The following is a 17,459-nucleotide window of genomic DNA, read 5'->3' on the forward strand; positions in this document are numbered from 1 at the left end:
ATGCGCTCCCGAATGCATCCCAAGTATTACCTGTCGCAGGAAATTTTTGAGCGCGAGCAGCGCAAGATCTTCCGTCGGGTTTGGTTGTTTGCAGGGCTCAAGACACTGCTGCGGGAAAACAACTGCTTCATCACCCGTAAGATCGCGGGGATTCCTGTCGTGATCCAGAACTTCCACGGCCAAATCCGTGCGTTCGAGAACGTCTGCCTTCACCGCAGTGCACTGATTCAAACCGGTGCTATCGGTTGCCGGCCTTTGGTATGCCCCTACCACGCCTGGAGTTACGACGAACAAGGCCGGGTAAAGAACATCCCGGACTGCGACGCGATCTATCGCCTGGACAATAGTGAAAAGGACAACTTGAAGCTGCGCGAATTCTCACTGCGCGGCATCGGCAACCTGCTGTTCGTCAACCTCGACCCCAACCCAATGCCAATCGAGGAGCAGTTTTCGGCAGACTTCATCGCCTTGCTGGAAAGTAGTTCCAACGCCTATGACACCGAGGTCATGGTGACCACATGGCGTGGCCGGTACAACTGGAAACTCGCTTACGAAAATCTTCGGGATGCCAATCATCCGCGCTTCGTCCACCCGAAGACGTTAGCCAAGAGTGTCAGCTTCGTTGCCGAGGTAAACGAAGAACAAGCCAAAGAGTCGATGGACGCTTTGCAAGACAGCTCGCCCGCCGCCTTGAGGCGCGAAATGCGCCGCTTCAGTTTCGGCGGCCCGGACGCACCCATACCCGACCTTAAGCACTTCGGCTGGCACGACAAAGTGGAACGCTGGGGAGAGCAGGATGCCTACTTCAACTGGTTGGCCTTCCCGAACATGCATATCGCCAGTTCAAACGGCGGCTATTCTTTCACCCTGGAACACCATATCCCCGTTGCGCCGGACACGACCGATTTGGAAATCTATTGGTTTAGCGCGCGCAGGAAACAGCCTTACGGTTCTTCCAGCCAGGTACTGCTGACACAGATGCACGGCAGCAAGGTAGTGGTGGGCGAAGACGTGGACATCATGGAGCGGGTGCAGGCGGCATTGCACACAGACGCGCCTCTCCCCACCCAGGGTGCCTATGAATCCATGAATCGCTTGGTCGAACGCTGGTACACGAGCCTGATGGAAACCGAAAATGAAATCTAGGTGGATCATCGGCCACAGCACATACCTCGACCTGGCCTTTCACGCCTGGAAGCAGGCGCGTCAAGACGAGACGGTCATCAGGATCGACGTGCCACAAGACTCGGAACACGAATTCGATCTTGGCGTGCTGGATGGACTGAATCCGACCGACGGGGCCATGTTCGTGGCGTTCGACGAACGCTTCGGCAACTTCAAGCGCTTAGAACTGGTGCAGGCAGCGATGGAACGTGGCTTCAAGCTGGAGCCCTTCATCCATTCCAGCGCAGCCGTCGGCTCTGACACGGTCATCGGGCTCAACGCATTCGTGGGAGTCAATGCTGTCGTCGGGCACGGGTGCAGGATCGACTACAACACCGTCATCCATGCCGGCACGCACCTCGGACCGGCATGCCGCGTCAAATCTTCATGCTGGGTAGAGAATGGTGTGCAAATCGGCGCCGGCGTCGAGATCGGCAGCAATAGCATTGTGCGGACCGGCGCCATCGTGTACGGGGGCGTCAAGGTGGGACGAAGCTGCGAACTTGGCTGGCCGCGCGTCTACAGCGAGGACGTGCCTGCCAAGACCTATTTCGACGCCCGCTACGACGCTCCCATTCATACCTACGAGAGATGACGTTCATGAACTCAAGAAATGAGCAGCTTCGCCAACGGATTCTACGTATTGCGGAGCAGGAGCGCCCTGCACTCGATGAGGTCATTGCGCGCCTACCCGCAATTGCCAACCGCCCTGTATTTCTCGTCGCTCCCGAGTCCTACGCAGGCATGGTGCATGGTCCCAGGGTCGTTGCCGACCTGCATCATGTTGTTGCCGCAATTGATGACCAAAGCATCCACCTGGACCGCATTCATGGCGCGCCGCGCTGGAGCAGTCAGGAGTTTCTTGCCAAGGCGGGGCAGTATCCCGATGCGATCGCTATCGATTTCTCTTGCAGCTCGCGCGGACGAACGTTTGCAAATGACCTCTGCACCAGTGCGGGCATTGAGCAACTAAGCGTTGCGCCTTGCTTGGATCCGCTGATCCCACGTTTCGAGCAGCGCCCCCTCTTTCTGCTCCAACCGCGCTCGGACATCGGCAACATTTATGGCCCACAGATCGTCCAGCGCCTCAGCCATGTCATTGGCGCCGTTGATGACCAGCCAAGCGACAACGACACCGTTCATGGGGTGCCGCGTTGGAGTTCTCGTCAGTTCATCGAGCAAGCGGCCCAGCATCCCCAGGCATTGGCCATCGATTTTTCTTACAGCCCGGGAGGATCGGGCTTGGCCCGCAAGCTCTGCGAGCAAGCAGGCATTGAAAGGGTAGACGCCTGCCTGGCGGTTGCGCACTGTGGGCTGCCCGCCGTATACGAGCCTGCCCAGGTATACCGTCAGCGCACGCTTCTGCGCCTTGATGAGTTTCTGCACCTTGCAGAGCGACTGGACGACGATTTGAGCGTTTTTACGCTCTACAGCAACCTGTTGTTCCGCCTGACCTACGATTCCAGCCTCCTGCTGGACTGCTGGGCTACGCCGATCAACGAATACTTTTCAGAATACGCCGATACCAGCACATTCCAGCTGGGCACGCGTGAACATTTCTGCGATGGCGGTGCCTTCCAGGGCCCCATCGTCGATAAGTTTCTAAAAGCATCCCGTTATCGCTACGAAAGCATCACCGCTTTCGAACCCGACAACATCAACTTCCAGAAATTGGAGGGCATCGCGCGCGCCCTCCCCCTTCCCCCGCACAATTTCAGGACCATCAAAAAAGCGATCTCCAACGAACATACGACACTACGCTTCGAGGAGACCGGCACGGTTTCCAGCCATGTCTCGCCGGATGGCGGAATTTCCGTGGCTACTACGCGCCTGGACGACGAGTTGGAAAAGCTGACGCTACTGAAGTTGGACATCGAAGGGTTTGAAGCCAGGGCACTCGAAGGCGCATCTCACCTCATCCGTACCCAGCGCCCCCGCATGGCTATTTGTGTCTACCACTATGCCCAGGATTTACTGGATATCGTGGAACAACTGGACAAATTGGTGGAGGGCTATCACTTCCGTCTACGCCAGCACTCTCCCGGCCATTACTACGACCTAGTTTTGTATGCATCGCCCGTCGCCGGTGCCGCACCGCCGCCGTGGGCGGAGTGAGGTCAGGAAAATTCGCGACTCGGAAAAGATAGAGCAATGGAAGCCGGCCGCCGCGTTGCACTCCCTGTTTTCGAATCTACCCGACGAAATGCTACGAGTCCCAATTCTGCAACCCTCGAACACGGTCCGCCCTGCATGACCTCCACCACCCTCGTCAGCATCGTCATGCCGACCTACAAACCTGCGTACTTCACGCAGGCGCTGGATAGCGTGCTGGCGCAGACCTACACGGCGTTGGAGCTGGTGATCTGCGACGACAACGGAGATGGCGCGATTGCGGCGTTGCTGGAACCCAGGCTGGCAGACGCACCCTTCCCGATCCGCTATCACCGCAATCCGTCGCGGCTAGGCGAACTCGGCAGCACTCTCGAGGGCATCGCGCTGGCACAGGGCGAGTACGTCAAATTCCTGCACGACGACGATGTGCTGGAGCCGGACTGTATTGAGCAGCTGGTGGCGGCGATCGAGCGCAATCCAGGCACGGCGATGGCATCGTCGCGTCGGTTGCGCATCGACGACGACGGTGCGCCGTTGCCGGACATCCTGGCCACCTGCTTTCCGTTTGCCGACGATGCGTTGATCGACGGACCGGAGCTGGTGTCGTTCCTGGCAGACCACACCATCAACTTCATCGGCGAGCCGAGTTGCGTGCTGTGTCGGCGCGCCGATCTGCTGGCTATGGGCACTGACTTGATGTCGTTGAACGGTAAGCCGATCCATTGGGTCGGCGACCTGGCGATCTACGTCAAGCTGCTGCGCCACGGCAACCTGGCACTACTGTCCAGGCCGCTCACGCACTTTCGGGTGTCCAATGCGCAGTTCAGCCAGGCAGGTCGTAATCAGCCCGGCATCGGCGACCAGGGCCACGAGGATCTGCGCCAGGGCATCCGCCAGCTGGGTTGGCGGCGCGAGACCAGCGACAACCGGCAGGTGCGGGTTGCGCCGCTCAGCCCACACAAGGCGCGGGTGTTCAAGTCGGTGGACCTGGTCAATGCGTTGATGCAAAGCGCCGGCATGGCCGAGCGGGTGTCGCCGGCCACCTGGCTGGGCGTGCGCCATCCCAGCGATGTGCAGCGCGCGTTGATCGATGCCCGCCTGCTGGCGCATGCCGGCGGGCCACGCATTGCGGTGATGCTGATCGACCGCGATGGCGATGCCGCCGCAGTGGCCGCAACCCAGGCCAGTATCGATGCGGTGGCCTGCTATCGAAATCAGCAGACCTGGTTGGTCGGCAGCGCACCGCACCAGCTGGCCGAGCACGGCGAGCGTGCGGTACTGATTGACGACGCGGGTCTGGTGGCCGCACTCAACCAGGCCATTGCAAGGCAACAGGAGGTCGATTGGGTGGTGCTGGTGGATGCCGGCAGTGTCTTTACGACCAGCGGCCTGACGATGTTGGCGCTGGGCATGATCGGGCTGCCCGAGCAGTGTCAGGCCGTCTATGCGGACGAAGTGGTCGCGCTGGACACCGCGCAGCTTGGGCTGGCGTTGCGGCCGGCGCTGTATCTGGATGCGCTGTTGAGCGCGCCGTCCACGCTGTCGCGGCACTGGCTGTTCCGCCGCAGCAGTCTGGTGGCCGACGGCGGTTTTCCGGCGGACCTTGGGCAGGCCTTCGAACTCGGCTATCAGCTTGGTCTGGTCGAGCGTTACGGCCTGGCCTGCGTGCAGCACATCGCCGAACCCTTGTTGGTGGCCGCGGCCCAGACCCGGCACACCGATGCGGACGAGCAACATGCCATTGCCCGCCATCTGGCCGCGCGCGGGTATGCGGACGCGCGCGTGCACAGTGCCGGCCCTGGTCGGCATGCGGTGGATTACCAACATACCCAGCAGCCGCTGGTCAGCATCCTGGTGCTGGTCGATGGCCGTTTGCCGCAGGTGCAGCGCTGCCTGGAAAGCATCCTGGCCAACACGACCTACCCGCATTACGAAGTGCTGCTGCTGGATCGCGCCAGCAGCTCCCCGGATCTGCGCGATTGGCTGGCCGGCATCGAAGCGCTGGGCATGCAGCAGATCCGCGTGCTGCGCTTTGCCGCGGAGCCTGCGCGTGAAGCGGTCTGCAACGCGGCCGCCGAGCATGCTCGTGGGGACGTGCTGCTGTGGCTGTCGGCCGGCGCTGCGGTGATGAAGGCCGATTGGCTGGAGCAACTGCTCAACCACGCACTCCGCCCGGAAGTGGGCGCGGTGGCGGGCAAGTTGCTGCGCGGCGACGGCACCGTGCATCACGCCGGCCTGCTGCTGGGCTTGGGGGCACCGGTGGCGCGCGCGTTCGAAGGCAGTGCGTTCGACGAATCCGGCTATCTGCAGCGCCTGCAGCTGGATCAGAACTACACCGCCTTGAGCGGCGAGTGCCTGATGCTGCCGCGCCAGCTATTTATCGACGCAGGCGGCTTTGCGCTGGAGCCGGCACTGGCGCAGTGGAGCGATGTCGACCTGTGCCTGCGCCTGCACCAGGCCGGGTACTTGAATGTGTTTGCCGCGCGCGCGCAGCTGTTGATCGACCCACCGGAGCAGATGCCTACCACTGCGCTGGACGAAGAGGCGATGTACGCGCGCTGGCTGCCGGTGATGGCCAACGACCCCGCCTACAACCCGGGGTTTTCGCTGGACCCCGGCGCCGGCTTTGCGCTGGCCGACCCGCGCGCCAGCTGGCGGCCGTTGCAGTCGTGGCGGCCGCTACCGAGCGTGATCGCACTACCGGCCGATATCGAAGGCTGCGGACACTACCGGGTGATCCAACCGCTGCGCGCCCTGCGCGAGGCCGGGCTGGCCGAGGGCGTGTTGTTCAACGGCTATCTGGAGATCAGCGAGCTGGCGCGTCAGGATCCTGACGTAGTCATCCTGCAACGTCAGGTCGGCGAAGCGCGGCTGGAGGCGATGCGGCGCATGAAGGCGTTGTCGCGTGCGTTCAAGGTCTACGAGCTGGATGACTACCTACCCAACCTGCCGCTGAAAAACACCCATCGCGCGCAGATGCCCAAGGATATTCTCAAGACCGTGCGGCGCGGGCTGGGCCTGGTGGACCGGTTTGTGGTGTCCACGCCTGCACTGGCCGAAGCGTTTGCCGGGCTGCACAGCGATATCCGCGTAGCCGAAAACCGCCTGCCGCCGCATTGGTGGGCGGCGTTGCCGGAACGCAACGTCCGCCACGGCGGCAAGCCGCGGATCGGTTGGGCCGGCGGCGCCAGTCATACGGGCGACCTGGAACTGATCGCAGACGTGGTGCGCGAACTGGCCGACGAGGTCGAATGGGTGTTCATGGGAATGTACCCGTACGCGCTGCGCCAGCACGTGCACCAGTTCCAGCCCGGCGTGCCGATCGATCACTACCCGGCCGCGCTGGCCGCACTGGATCTGGATCTGGCGCTAGCACCGGTGGAGCAAAACCTGTTCAACGAGTGCAAAAGCAATCTGCGACTCTTGGAATATGGCGCCTGCGGTTATCCGGTGATCGCCAGCGACGTGCGTTGCTACCAAGGCAACCTGCCGGTGACGCTGGTGAAAAACCGCTACCGCGACTGGATCGGCGCCATCCGCGAGCACTTGGCCGACCCGGACGCGGCGCGCGCCAAGGGTGCGGCCTTGCGTGAGGTGGTGCGGCGTGACTGGATGTTGAGCGGCAGCAATCTGGAGCGTTGGCGGGAGGCGTGGTTGCCGGATTAGCGCGGGGACGCTGCTTCAGCGTTCTCCCGCTTGAGTTAGAACGGATGCGTGGCTGTGTGTGAATTGACGGTGGTGCCCTCATCCGGCGCTGCGCGCCACCTTCTCCCGCTAGCGGGAGAAGGGAAAGCCTGGCTGCTGGTCGGTTGCACTGCAACTGGTTGGCTGCACGCAACTGGTCGGTTGCACTGCAACCGGTCGCCCACCGACTCCCTTCCCTCGCTTGCGGGGGAAGGTGCCTGAAGGGCGGATGGGGGCGATATCGCTGCAACGTTCCCGCCGACAGGCGCGACAGGAATGCCCCCGTGCCGGAATCCCGGCGCGATTTCGGCACGCCGCTTGCATTGGTGTGGATGCCTCCCTGGCTGACCGCACCCATGAGCGACTCCGTTACCTCGATTCTTTCGCAGATCCGCAGCTACCAGACTCAGATGGGCCAAGGCCAGATGGGTGCGGTGGGCGATGCGGCGCGCGGCAATCAGATCCAGGGACTGGCTGGCGCACAGGGAACGCCGGCAACCCAGGCGCCCAGCTTCAGCGAGACCTTGCGCGGCGCCATCGGCGGCGTCAACGAGGCCCAGCAGAAATCCGGCGCGCTGGCCAAAGCATTCGAAATGGGCGACCCCAGTGCCGATCTGGCACGGGTCATGGTCGCCTCCCAGCAATCCCAGGTGGCCTTCCGCGCCACCGTGGAAGTCCGCAACCGTCTCGTCCAGGCTTATCAGGACGTCATGAACATGCCGCTGTAAAGGTTGACGACACATGGCTCTCGCGATCACCAAAGAAAACATGAACCAGAACGCCGAAAAGGCGGGCCAGTGGTTCGACCGTGTCCGCAGCCTGCAGATCACCCGCAAGCTGACCATGATGGCGATGATCGCCCTGGCGGTGGGTGCCGGCCTGGCAGTGTTCTTCTGGTCGCAGAAGCCGGGCTATCAGTCGCTGTACACCGGCCTGGACGAAAAGGGCAACGCCGAGGCGGCCGACCTGCTGCGCACCGCGCAGATCCCGTTCAAGATCGACCAGGGCACCGGCGCCATCTCGGTGCCGCAGGACCGTCTGTACGACGCGCGCCTGAAGCTGGCCGGCTCCGGCCTGACCGGCAACGAGACCGGCGGCGGTTTCGAGCTGATGGAAAAGGACCCGGGCTTCGGCGTCAGCCAGTTCGTGGAAAACGCCCGCTACCAGCACGCGCTGGAAACCGAACTCTCGCGCACCATCAGCACCCTGCGCCCGGTGCGCGAGGCGCGGGTGCATCTGGCCATTCCCAAGCCCAGCGCCTTCACCCGTCAGCGTGACGTCGCCAGCGCCTCGGTGGTGCTGGAGCTGCGCGGCGGCCAGGGCCTGGAGCGCAACCAGGTGGATGCCATCGTCAATCTGGTGGCGTCCAGCATCCCGGACATGACGCCCGAGCGGGTGACCGTGGTCGACCAGAGCGGCCGCATGCTGTCCATCGCCGACCCCAACAGCGACGCCGCCCAGCACGCCGCGCAGTTCGAGCAGGTGCGTCGCCAGGAAAGCTCCTATAACCAGCGCATCCGCGAATTGCTGGAACCGATGACAGGGCCGGGCCGGGTCAACCCGGAAGTCAGCGTGGATATGGACTTCTCGGTGGTCGAAGAAGCCCGCGAACTCTATAACGGCGAGCCGGCCAAGCTGCGCAGCGAGCAGGTCAGCGACAGCAGCACCAGCGCCACCGGCCCGCAGGGTCCTCCGGGCGCCACCAGCAACAGCCCCGGCCAGCCGCCGGCTCCGGCGGTCGCCGGTGCGCCGGGCACCCCGGCCGCCGCAAACGGCCAGGCCGCAGCGCCGGCCGCGCCGACCGAAAGTTCCAAGAGCGCCACCCGCAATTACGAATTGGACCGAACCTTGCAACACACCCGTCAGCCGGCCGGCCGCATCAAGCGGGTGTCGGTGGCGGTGCTGCTGGACAACGTCCCGCGCCCCGGTGCCAAGGGCAAGATGGTCGAGCAGCCGCTCACCGCCGCCGAGCTCACCCGCATCGAGGGCCTGGTCAAGCAGGCGGTGGGGTTCGATGCGGCACGTGGCGACACGGTGTCGGTGATGAATGCCCCGTTTGTGCGGGAAGCGGTTGCGGGCGAGGAAGGCCCCAAGTGGTGGGAAGACCCGCGCGCGCAGAACGGTCTGCGCCTGCTGGTCGGTGCGGTGGTGGTGCTGGCGCTGCTGTTCGGCGTGGTGCGCCCCACCCTGCGTCAACTCACCGGCGTGACCGCGGTCAAGGAAAAACACCGCAAGGGCGGCAACGATGGCACTCCGCAGAACGCCGACGTGCGGATGGTCAACGAAGACGACGACCTGATGCCCGGCCTGGAAGAAGACACCGCGCAGATCGGTCAGGAAAAGAAGATCCCGATCGCCCTGCCGGACGCCTACGAAGAGCGCATGCGTGTCGCGCGCGAAGCAGTCAAAGCCGATTCAAAACGTGTCGCACAAGTCGTGAAGGGATGGGTCGCCAGTGAAGCCTGAAACACAACCGATGACTGGAGTGCAGCGCGCCGCGGTGCTGTTGCTGTCGCTGGGTGAAAGCGATGCAGCCGAAGTGCTCAAGCACATGGACCCCAAGGAAGTGCAGAAGATCGGCATCGCCATGGCCACCATGACCGGCATTTCGCGCGATCAGGTCGAGAAGGTGATGGACGACTTCAACGGCGAACTGGCCGGCAAGACCTCGCTGGGCGTGGGCGCCGACGACTACATCCGCAACGTGCTGATCCAGGCGCTGGGCGCCGACAAGGCCGGCGGCCTGATCGACCGCATCCTGCTGGGCCGCAACACCACCGGCCTGGATACCCTGAAGTGGATGGACCCGCGCGCGGTCGCCGACCTGGTGCGCAACGAACACCCGCAGATCATCGCCATCGTGATGGCGCATCTGGATAGCGACCAGGCCGCAGAGGCGCTGAAGCTGCTGCCCGAGCGCACCCGCGCCGATGTGCTGCTGCGCATCGCCACCCTGGACGGCATCCCGCCCAACGCGCTGAGCGAGCTCAACGACATCATGGAGCGCCAATTTGCCGGCAATCAGAACCTGAAGTCGTCGAATGTGGGCGGCATCAAGGTGGCGGCCAACATCCTCAACTTCCTGGACACCGGCCCGGAGCAAGGCGTGCTGGGCGAGATCGGCAAGATCGACGCCGACCTGGCCAGCAAGATCCAGGACCTGATGTTCGTGTTCGACAACCTGGTGGATCTGGACGACCGCGGCCTGCAGACGCTGCTGCGCGAAGTCTCCGGCGAGCGCCTGGGCCTGGCCCTGCGCGGCGCCGACACCAAGGTGCGCGAAAAGATCACCCGCAACATGTCCCAGCGCGCTGCCGAGATCCTGATCGAAGACATGGAAGCGCGTGGCCCGGTGCGCCTGGCCGACGTGGAAGCGGCGCAGAAGGAAATCCTCACCATCGTCCGCCGCCTGGCTGACGAAGGCGCCATCAGCCTCGGCGGCGCCGGTGCGGAGGCCATGGTATGAACGACGTGGTCACCCGCTGGCTGGCCCCCGACCTGCACATGGCCCTGGCCGCGCCGGAACCGGAGTTCGACGAACCGGCCGTGTACGAGCCGGTGCTGCGCCCGCCGACCCTGGAAGAAATCCAGGCCATCGAAGACGCCGCCCAGCAGGAAGGCTTTGCCCGCGGCCATGCCGAAGGCTTTGCCCAGGGCCAGTCCGAGGTGCGCCGTTTGACCGCGCAGATCGACGGCATCCTGGACAACTTCACCCGCCCGCTGGCGCGACTGGAAAACGAAGTGGTCGGCGCGCTCGGCGAGCTGGCCGTGCGCATCGCCGGTCAGCTGGTCGGGCGTGCCTACCAGGTCGAACCGCAACTGCTGGCCGACCTGGTCGGCGAGGCCGTGGATGCGGTCGGCGGCGCCGGCCGCGAGGTCGAAGTGCGCCTGCACCCGGACGACATCACCGCGCTGCTGCCGCATCTGGCGCCCAGCAGCACCACCCGCGTGGCCCCGGACATGAGCCTGAGCCGCGGCGACCTGCGCGTGCACGCCGAAAGCGTACGCGTGGACGGCACCCTGGAAGCGCGCCTGCGGGCCGCGCTGGAGACAGTCATGCGCAAATCCGGAGCGGGCCTGTGAGCGCCCTGTTCGGCGCCACCCCGGCCGATTGGCTGGATGCACGCAATCTGCGCCTGGCCACCCGCCTGGGCACCCTCGGCCTGGAACCAACCGCCGGCCGCACGTTGATCCGCGAAGGCATCCTGCGCCGCGCCGTCGGCCTGACCCTGGAAGCCACCGGCTGCGAAGCGCCGATGGGCGCCACCTGCAAGGTCGAAGTCGATGGCGGCTGGGTGGATGCCGAAGTGGTCGGCTTTGCCGGCGAACGTACCTATCTGATGCCCAGCGCCGAACTGCACGGCCTGCTGCCCAACGCCCGCGTGGTGCCTTCGCGGCGCCGCGGCGGCGTGGAAGTGGGCGAAGGCCTGCTCGGCCGCGTCATCGACAGCGATGGCACCCCGCTGGACGGCAAAGGCCCGATCCGCGGCGAAGGCAGCGTCAGCATGGCCGGCATGTCGATCAACCCGCTGGCGCGCGAGCCCATCACCACCTCGCTGGATGTGGGCGTGCGCGCCATCAACGCCATGCTACCGATCGGCCGTGGTCAGCGCGTGGGCCTGTTCGCCGGCTCCGGTGTCGGTAAATCGACGCTGCTGGGCATGATGACCCGCTTCACCTCGGCCGACGTCATCGTGGTCGGCCTGATCGGCGAACGTGGCCGCGAAGTGCGCGATTTCGTCGAAACCACCCTGGGCGAAGAAGGTCTGCGCCGCGCCGTGGTCGTGGCCGCCCCGGCCGACCGCCCGCCGCTGGCGCGCCTGCATGGCGCCTACCGCGCCACGGCGATTGCCGAATGGTTCCGCGACCAGGGCTTGAACGTGTTGTTGCTGATGGATTCGCTGACCCGCTTCGCCCAGGCGCAGCGCGAGATCGGCCTGTCGGTCGGCGAGCCGCCCACCACCCGCGGCTACCCGCCGTCGGTGTTCGCCAAATTGCCGGCGCTGGTGGAACGTGCCGGCAACGGCGCCAAGGGTCGCGGCTCGATCACCGCCTTCTACACCGTGCTGACCGAAGGCGACGACCCGCAGGACCCGATCGCCGACGCCGCCCGCGCCATTCTGGACGGCCATATCCTGCTCTCGCGTCGGGTTGCCGACAGCGGCCTGTACCCGGCCATCGACCTGGAATCGTCGGTCAGCCGCGTAGTGCAGGACATCGCCGACGAACCCTGGCGCCTGCGTATCCGCAAGCTCAAGCGCCTGCTCTCTGCCTACACCGCCAACCGCGACCTGATCGCCATCGGCGCCTACCAGCGCGGCAGCGACCCGGCCACCGACGAAGCATTGGCGCGCTGGCCGGAGATCGTCGAATTCCTTGGCCAGGACGTCCACAAGGCATCGCTGCTGAGCGACAGCCTGTCCGCGCTGCAGCAGCTGGTGGAACCCGAGAATTAATCCATGATGCAGTCCAAGCGAATCGATCCCCTGCTACGGCGGGCACAGGAACAGGAAGACAGGGTCGCCCGCGATCTGGCCGAGCGCCAGCGCACCCTGGAGACCCACCAGTCGCGCCTGGAAGAACTGCGCCGCTACGCCGAGGAATACGCCAACAGCCAGATGGCCGGCACCAGTGCGGTGGCGCTGAGCAACCGCCGCGCCTTCCTGGACCGGCTCGACAGCGCCGTGCTGCAACAGGCCCAGACCGTGGAAAGCAATATCGCCAAGGTCGAATCCGAGCGCACCCGACTGCTGCTGGCCAGCCGCGAAAAGCAGGTGCTGGAGCAACTGGCCGCCAGCTACCGCGCCCAGGAAAACAAGGTGATCGAACGTCGCGACCAGCGCGAGATGGACGATCTGGGCGCACGCCGCTCGCGCCTGGCGCGGGCCGAAGATACTCACGGAGACTCCGTATGAATCCCCTGTCCGCGTTTGCCGCCGGCCTTGGCGCGCTTGCCAGCACCGGCAAGAAGTCCAGCTACAGCGACCCGTCGTCCGAGCAAGACCCTGCGCAGGACCAGTTTGCGCGCATGCTCAATCCGGCCAACACGCCCAATCACGCCCCGCAGCAGGCGCCCGAGCGCGTGCCGGCCAAGCAGCCCGCGGCCAAATCCAGCCAGCCCGACAACAACGGCGCCGACGACGAGCAAGGCGATGACGCGCCGAGCGATGCGACCAAGCGCCCGCATGCCCAGGACGGCGATGCCAAGTCTGCCCAGCCCGCCAAGGAACCGGCGGCCAAGGACAGCAATGCCGCCACCGCAACCGACAAGAGCGCAACCGCCAGCAAGGACAGCAAGGACGCCCCCACCGAGGCCGCCACGGCCACCGAGGCCGGCTGGCCGCCCGCGGGGCTGGGCGGTTTTGGCATGAACCTGCTGGCCCAGGCGGTCCCGGGCGGCGATGTGCTCGCCGCCGCTGCCGCAGCGCTGGCCACCAGTGTGGCCAATGCGGCCGGCGCCACGCCGACCGCGACCGCACTGCCGACCGACGCCACCACAGCGACGGCTGCCGCAACCGCCACGAGCGCCCTGCCCGCCCTGGGCGCACTCGCGCCGGCTGCCGCCGCAGGCGCCAAGCCCACCTCGACCACCGCGGTGAGCGGCGACGCGCAGGCCGCTGCGTTGATGAGCATGGCGGTCAAGGCATTGGAGCCGGCCGACGACACCGCAGCAACGGACGCGCCGGATGCCCCGGCGTTCGTGTTGCCGACCGCCGCGCCCACGCTCACCCGGCTGCAGGACCCGGCGCCGATCTTCGCCGCCTCGCCCACCCCGACCCCGGAGATGGGCAGCGACACCTTCGACGATGCCATCGGCGCCCGCCTGAGCTGGCTGGCCGACCAGAAGATCGGCCACGCGCACATCAAGGTCACCCCGAACGAGATGGGCCCGGTCGAGGTGCGCCTGCATCTGGACGGCGACAAGGTCAACGCCAGCTTCACCGCTGCCAACGCCGATACCCGTCAGGCCCTGGAACAGAGTCTGCCGCGGCTGCGCGAAATGCTCGGCCAAAACGGTTTCCAGCTGGGCCAGGCCGATGTCAGCCAGCAACAACAGAATCAGACCGGCAACCGCAACGGCGGTGGGCGCGATGGCAACGGCCTCACCCTGGACGACAGCCCGCCCGTCGGAATTCCGTCGGTGGTGTTACGCCAGCGTGGATTGCTGGACGCCTACGCCTGAGCCGCCGCGCCGGGGCAGCCCGGCGCCACGCAAAAACGCAGGTCGCGCTGACGTTGCGAACACCCTTTCCCCCGCGCAGCGCAACGCTCGCGGGGGTTTTTGCGCGCGCGTGCAGGCTGTGCCAGGAAACCGTCGCGGTTTTGGCATGCCAATTGCATCCATGGGATGAGCCTTCCCCTGGAGCAGAACGTGGCAGCGGCCAAGAAACCTGAAAAGACCGAAGAGAAAGAAGAAAAGAAGAAAGGCGGCAAGAAGCCTCTTCTGCTGATCGCCATCGGCGTGGTCGTGCTGGCCGCGGCCGGCGGCGGCGCGTGGTTCTTTCTCGGCCACAAGGGCGATGAAAAAGGCGGCAAGCATGACGCGCCCAAGGTGGCCGAAGTGCCCAAACCGGCGCAGTACTTCCCGATGGACCCGGCGATCGTGGTGAATCTGGCCGACCCCGGCGACGGCCCGCAGTACCTGCAGGTCGAAGTGCAGCTGGTCACCCGCGACCCCGAAGAACTCAAGCTCATCACCGAAAACGCGCCGGCCATCCGCGCACACCTGTTGATGCTGCTGTCGCAGACCAAGGCCGCCGATGTGGCCGATCTGCCCGGCAAGCAGAAGCTGCAGAAGGCCGCGCTGACCGAAGCGCAAAAGGTCATGACCAGCGAAACCGGCAAGAAGTGCGTCGAAGAATTGCTGTTCACCAGTTTCGTTACCCAGTAAGGCCTGCCCATGAGCGTCAGTGATCTGCTTTCCCAGGACGAGATCGATGCCCTGCTGCATGGCGTGGATTCCGGAGCGGTCAATACCGAGCCGGAGCCGTTGCCAGGCGAGGCGCGGCAATACGATCTGTCCAGCCAGGACCGCATCATCCGTGGGCGCATGCCGACCCTGGAGATGGTCAACGAGCGCTTTGCACGGCTGTGGCGCATCGGCCTGTTCAACCTGATCCGGCGCTCGGCCGACCTGTCGGTGCGCGGCATCGATCTGGTCAAGTTCAACGAGTACATGCACTCGCTGTACGTGCCGACCAACCTCAACCTGATCCGCTTCAAACCGCTGCGCGGCACCGGCCTGATCGTGTTCGAACCCACGCTGGTGTTCACCGTGGTGGATAACTTCTTCGGTGGCGATGGCCGCTTCCACACCCGGATCGAAGGCCGCGAATTCACCGCCACCGAGATGCGCGTGATCCAGCTGATGCTCAAGCAGACCTTTGCCGATCTGAAGGAAGCCTGGGCGCCGGTGATGGAGGTGGACTTCGAGTACATCAACTCCGAGATCAACCCGCACTTCGCCAACATCGTCACCCCGCGCGAGTACGTGGTGGTGTGCCGCTTCCATGTGGAGCTGGAAGGCGGCGGTGGCGAGATCCACATCACCCTGCCGTATTCGATGCTGGAACCGATCCGCGAGCTGCTCGATGCTGGTATCCAGAGCGATCGCAACGACCGCGACGACTCCTGGAACGTGATGCTGCGCGAGCAGCTCAACACTGCCGAGGTAACGCTGTCGAGCGTGCTGGCCAGCAAGCGCATGAGCCTGCGCCAGCTCACCGGTTTGAAGGTCGGCGACATCCTGCCGATCGATCTGCCCGCACAGGTACCGCTGTGCGTGGAAGAAATCCCCATGTTCACCGGCGAATTCGGGGTCTCCAACGGCAACAACGCCGTGAAGATCACCGCCGTCCGCCCGCCCGGCGTGCAAGCCCCGCGTGCCGTTCCATCCCAGGACCCCAGCAAATGATGAACTCCGACATCCTCGACGCCGCGCCCGCCACGTTCGACAACCTGCAGGCCGAGCACGACAACAACGCCACCGACCTCAATCTGGACGTCATCCTGGACGTGCCGGTGACGCTGTCGCTGGAAGTGGGCCGCGCCCGCATCCCGATCCGCAACCTGCTGCAGCTCAACCAGGGCTCGGTGGTGGAACTGGAACGCGGCGCCGGCGAACCGCTGGACGTGTACGTCAACGGCACCTTGATCGCGCATGGCGAAGTGGTGGTGATCAACGACCGCTTCGGCATCCGCCTGACCGACGTGGTCAGCCCCAGCGAACGGATCCGGAGGCTGCGGTGATCGGCCTGCTGGCTGCCGCCGCGCCCGTCGCGGCCAAGGCCACCCAGGTCGGCGCGCACGCGCCGTCCTCGCCCAGCCTGTTTGGCGCGGTCTTTGCATTGCTGTTGGTGCTCGCGCTGATCGTCGGCCTGGGCTGGTTGCTCAAGCGCCTGCCTGGCAGCGGTTTCCGCAACAGCGAGGGCTTGCGCGTGGTGACCAGCCTGGCGGTAGGCGCCAAGGAACGCGTGGTGGTGGTGGAGGTGAACGGCCAGCAGCTGCTGCTGGGTGTCACCGCCGGCGGCATCAGCACCTTGCACACCTTGCCCGAACCGCTGCCTCCCACGCCTGCACCCACCCTGCCCAATTTCAAGCAACTCCCCAATTTCGCCCAGCTGCTCGCTCAGAAGCTGCGCAAGGACCCGTGACATGTTCAGTTGTTGGAATCGCTGGGGGCGCAGCCTGCGCCTGATCCTGATCCTGCTGGTGATGAGCTGCCCGCTGCTGGCCGCCGCCACACCAGCCGCGTTGCCGTCGGTGGCCCAGGCCGCCGCGCCCGCTGCCGCACCGGCGGTGCCGCCCGGCTCCAATCAGCTGCCGAACCTGCCGAACGTCAGCGTCGGCCGCATCGGCGACCAGCCGGTGAGCCTGCCGCTGCAAACCTTGCTGCTGATGACGGCGATCACCCTGCTGCCGTCGATGCTGCTGGTGCTCACTGCCTTTACCCGCATCACCATCGTGCTGGGCCTGCTACGACAGGCATTGGGCACCGGACAAACCCCGTCCAATCAGGTGCTGCTGGGCCTGGCGATGTTCCTGACCGCCTTGGTGATGATGCCGGTGTGGCAAAAGATGTGGGGCGCCGGTCTGCAGCCGTACCTCAACAACCAGATCGATTTTTCCGCCGCCTGGACCCTGACCACCCAGCCGTTGCGCGCGTTCATGCTGGCGCAGATCCGTGAGACCGATCTGATGACCTTCGCGGGCATGGCCGGCGACGGCAAGTACGCCGGCCCGGACGCGGTGCCGTTCCCGGTGTTGGTGGCGTCGTTTGTGACCAGCGAGCTGAAGACCGCATTCGAGATCGGTTTTTTAATCTTCATCCCGTTCGTGATCATCGATCTGGTGGTGGCGAGCGTGTTGATGTCGATGGGCATGATGATGCTGTCGCCGATGTTGATCTCTGCGCCGTTCAAGATTCTGTTGTTCGTGCTGGTGGATGGGTGGGTGTTGGTGGTGGGGACGCTGGCTGCGAGCTTTAATGCATCGTAGGG

16 protein-coding genes are annotated in these 17,459 nt (G+C 65.0%); all 16 read left to right on the forward strand.

Annotation, left to right across the window (positions count from 1 at the left end; genetic code table 11):
* The gene (locus tag XdyCFBP7245_RS16870; protein WP_104616688.1) at nt 1–1,146 is read left to right on the forward strand and encodes an aromatic ring-hydroxylating oxygenase subunit alpha; all 1,146 of its coding nucleotides are present in this window, start codon (nt 1–3) and stop codon (nt 1,144–1,146) included.
* On the forward strand, nt 1,136–1,759 hold the full coding sequence (locus tag XdyCFBP7245_RS16875) for an LbetaH domain-containing protein (protein WP_104616689.1): 624 nt from the start codon (nt 1,136–1,138) through the stop codon (nt 1,757–1,759). Before XdyCFBP7245_RS16870 ends, XdyCFBP7245_RS16875 begins: the two co-directional genes overlap by 11 nt.
* The gene (locus XdyCFBP7245_RS16880; protein ID WP_104616690.1) at nt 1,756–3,279 is read left to right on the forward strand and encodes an FkbM family methyltransferase; all 1,524 of its coding nucleotides are present in this window, start codon (nt 1,756–1,758) and stop codon (nt 3,277–3,279) included. The genes XdyCFBP7245_RS16875 and XdyCFBP7245_RS16880 overlap by 4 nt, the downstream gene beginning before the upstream one ends.
* Before the next feature lie 165 nt (nt 3,280–3,444).
* The gene (locus XdyCFBP7245_RS16885) at nt 3,445–6,942 is read left to right on the forward strand and encodes a glycosyltransferase (protein WP_104616707.1); all 3,498 of its coding nucleotides are present in this window, start codon (nt 3,445–3,447) and stop codon (nt 6,940–6,942) included.
* 374 nt (nt 6,943–7,316) lie between these two features.
* Complete coding sequence (fliE, locus tag XdyCFBP7245_RS16890) at nt 7,317–7,688, forward strand: flagellar hook-basal body complex protein FliE (protein WP_170068689.1); 372 nt, start codon at nt 7,317–7,319, stop codon at nt 7,686–7,688.
* A 13-nt stretch (nt 7,689–7,701) separates the two neighbouring features.
* Nucleotides 7,702–9,426 carry a flagellar basal-body MS-ring/collar protein FliF gene (gene fliF / locus XdyCFBP7245_RS16895; protein ID WP_104616691.1) on the forward strand — a complete coding sequence of 575 codons (1,725 nt, stop codon included), beginning with the start codon at nt 7,702–7,704 and terminating at the stop codon, nt 9,424–9,426.
* Between the two features lie 10 nt (nt 9,427–9,436).
* The gene (fliG, locus tag XdyCFBP7245_RS16900; protein ID WP_055854507.1) at nt 9,437–10,426 is read left to right on the forward strand and encodes a flagellar motor switch protein FliG; all 990 of its coding nucleotides are present in this window, start codon (nt 9,437–9,439) and stop codon (nt 10,424–10,426) included.
* A complete protein-coding gene (locus XdyCFBP7245_RS16905; protein ID WP_055854509.1) occupies nt 10,423–11,043 on the forward strand; it encodes a FliH/SctL family protein in 621 nt (206 codons plus the stop codon). Before fliG ends, XdyCFBP7245_RS16905 begins: the two co-directional genes overlap by 4 nt.
* Nucleotides 11,040–12,416, forward strand: a complete 1,377-nt coding sequence (gene fliI / locus XdyCFBP7245_RS16910) for a flagellar protein export ATPase FliI (RefSeq protein WP_005997126.1) — start codon at nt 11,040–11,042, stop codon at nt 12,414–12,416. The genes XdyCFBP7245_RS16905 and fliI overlap by 4 nt, the downstream gene beginning before the upstream one ends.
* Nucleotides 12,417–12,419: 3 nt before the next feature.
* Nucleotides 12,420–12,875, forward strand: coding sequence for a flagellar export protein FliJ (gene fliJ / locus XdyCFBP7245_RS16915; RefSeq protein ID WP_104616692.1), 456 nt, complete (start codon nt 12,420–12,422; stop codon nt 12,873–12,875).
* Nucleotides 12,872–14,143, forward strand: coding sequence for a flagellar hook-length control protein FliK (locus tag XdyCFBP7245_RS16920; RefSeq protein ID WP_104616693.1), 1,272 nt, complete (start codon nt 12,872–12,874; stop codon nt 14,141–14,143). The genes fliJ and XdyCFBP7245_RS16920 overlap by 4 nt, the downstream gene beginning before the upstream one ends.
* A 165-nt stretch (nt 14,144–14,308) precedes the next feature.
* Nucleotides 14,309–14,851 (forward strand): flagellar basal body-associated FliL family protein, encoded by a 543-nt coding sequence (locus XdyCFBP7245_RS16925; protein WP_211287726.1) that lies wholly within the window; start codon nt 14,309–14,311, stop codon nt 14,849–14,851.
* 9 nt (nt 14,852–14,860) lie between these two features.
* Nucleotides 14,861–15,874: a flagellar motor switch protein FliM gene (fliM, locus tag XdyCFBP7245_RS16930; protein WP_005996003.1), complete on the forward strand. Its 1,014-nt coding sequence runs from the start codon at nt 14,861–14,863 to the stop codon at nt 15,872–15,874.
* Nucleotides 15,871–16,209 (forward strand): flagellar motor switch protein FliN, encoded by a 339-nt coding sequence (gene fliN / locus XdyCFBP7245_RS16935; protein WP_104616694.1) that lies wholly within the window; start codon nt 15,871–15,873, stop codon nt 16,207–16,209. The genes fliM and fliN overlap by 4 nt, the downstream gene beginning before the upstream one ends.
* Nucleotides 16,206–16,613 carry a flagellar biosynthetic protein FliO gene (gene fliO, locus XdyCFBP7245_RS16940; protein WP_104616695.1) on the forward strand — a complete coding sequence of 136 codons (408 nt, stop codon included), beginning with the start codon at nt 16,206–16,208 and terminating at the stop codon, nt 16,611–16,613. Before fliN ends, fliO begins: the two co-directional genes overlap by 4 nt.
* 1 nt (nt 16,614) lies before the next feature.
* Complete coding sequence (gene fliP / locus XdyCFBP7245_RS16945; protein WP_104616696.1) at nt 16,615–17,457, forward strand: flagellar type III secretion system pore protein FliP; 843 nt, start codon at nt 16,615–16,617, stop codon at nt 17,455–17,457.
* Nucleotides 17,458–17,459: the final 2 nt, after the last annotated feature.

The organism is Xanthomonas dyei, from assembly GCF_002939865.1.
GTDB lineage: Bacteria > Pseudomonadota > Gammaproteobacteria > Xanthomonadales > Xanthomonadaceae > Xanthomonas > Xanthomonas dyei.

Bases quoted from the DNA above. Each gene is read 5' to 3' on its own strand.
- XdyCFBP7245_RS16870 (WP_104616688.1), top strand. From the start codon at position 1: ATGCGCTCCCGAATGCATCCCAAGTATTACCTGTCGCAGGAAATTTTT.
- XdyCFBP7245_RS16875 (WP_104616689.1), top strand. From the start codon at position 1,136: ATGAAATCTAGGTGGATCATCGGCCACAGCACATACCTCGACCTGGCC.
- XdyCFBP7245_RS16880 (WP_104616690.1), top strand. From the start codon at position 1,756: ATGACGTTCATGAACTCAAGAAATGAGCAGCTTCGCCAACGGATTCTA.
- XdyCFBP7245_RS16885 (WP_104616707.1), top strand. From the start codon at position 3,445: ATGCCGACCTACAAACCTGCGTACTTCACGCAGGCGCTGGATAGCGTG.
- fliE (WP_170068689.1), top strand. From the start codon at position 7,317: ATGAGCGACTCCGTTACCTCGATTCTTTCGCAGATCCGCAGCTACCAG.
- fliF (WP_104616691.1), top strand. From the start codon at position 7,702: ATGGCTCTCGCGATCACCAAAGAAAACATGAACCAGAACGCCGAAAAG.
- fliG (WP_055854507.1), top strand. From the start codon at position 9,437: ATGACTGGAGTGCAGCGCGCCGCGGTGCTGTTGCTGTCGCTGGGTGAA.
- XdyCFBP7245_RS16905 (WP_055854509.1), top strand. From the start codon at position 10,423: ATGAACGACGTGGTCACCCGCTGGCTGGCCCCCGACCTGCACATGGCC.
- fliJ (WP_104616692.1), top strand. From the start codon at position 12,420: ATGATGCAGTCCAAGCGAATCGATCCCCTGCTACGGCGGGCACAGGAA.
- XdyCFBP7245_RS16920 (WP_104616693.1), top strand. From the start codon at position 12,872: ATGAATCCCCTGTCCGCGTTTGCCGCCGGCCTTGGCGCGCTTGCCAGC.
- XdyCFBP7245_RS16925 (WP_211287726.1), top strand. From the start codon at position 14,309: ATGAGCCTTCCCCTGGAGCAGAACGTGGCAGCGGCCAAGAAACCTGAA.
- fliM (WP_005996003.1), top strand. From the start codon at position 14,861: ATGAGCGTCAGTGATCTGCTTTCCCAGGACGAGATCGATGCCCTGCTG.
- fliN (WP_104616694.1), top strand. From the start codon at position 15,871: ATGATGAACTCCGACATCCTCGACGCCGCGCCCGCCACGTTCGACAAC.
- fliP (WP_104616696.1), top strand. From the start codon at position 16,615: ATGTTCAGTTGTTGGAATCGCTGGGGGCGCAGCCTGCGCCTGATCCTG.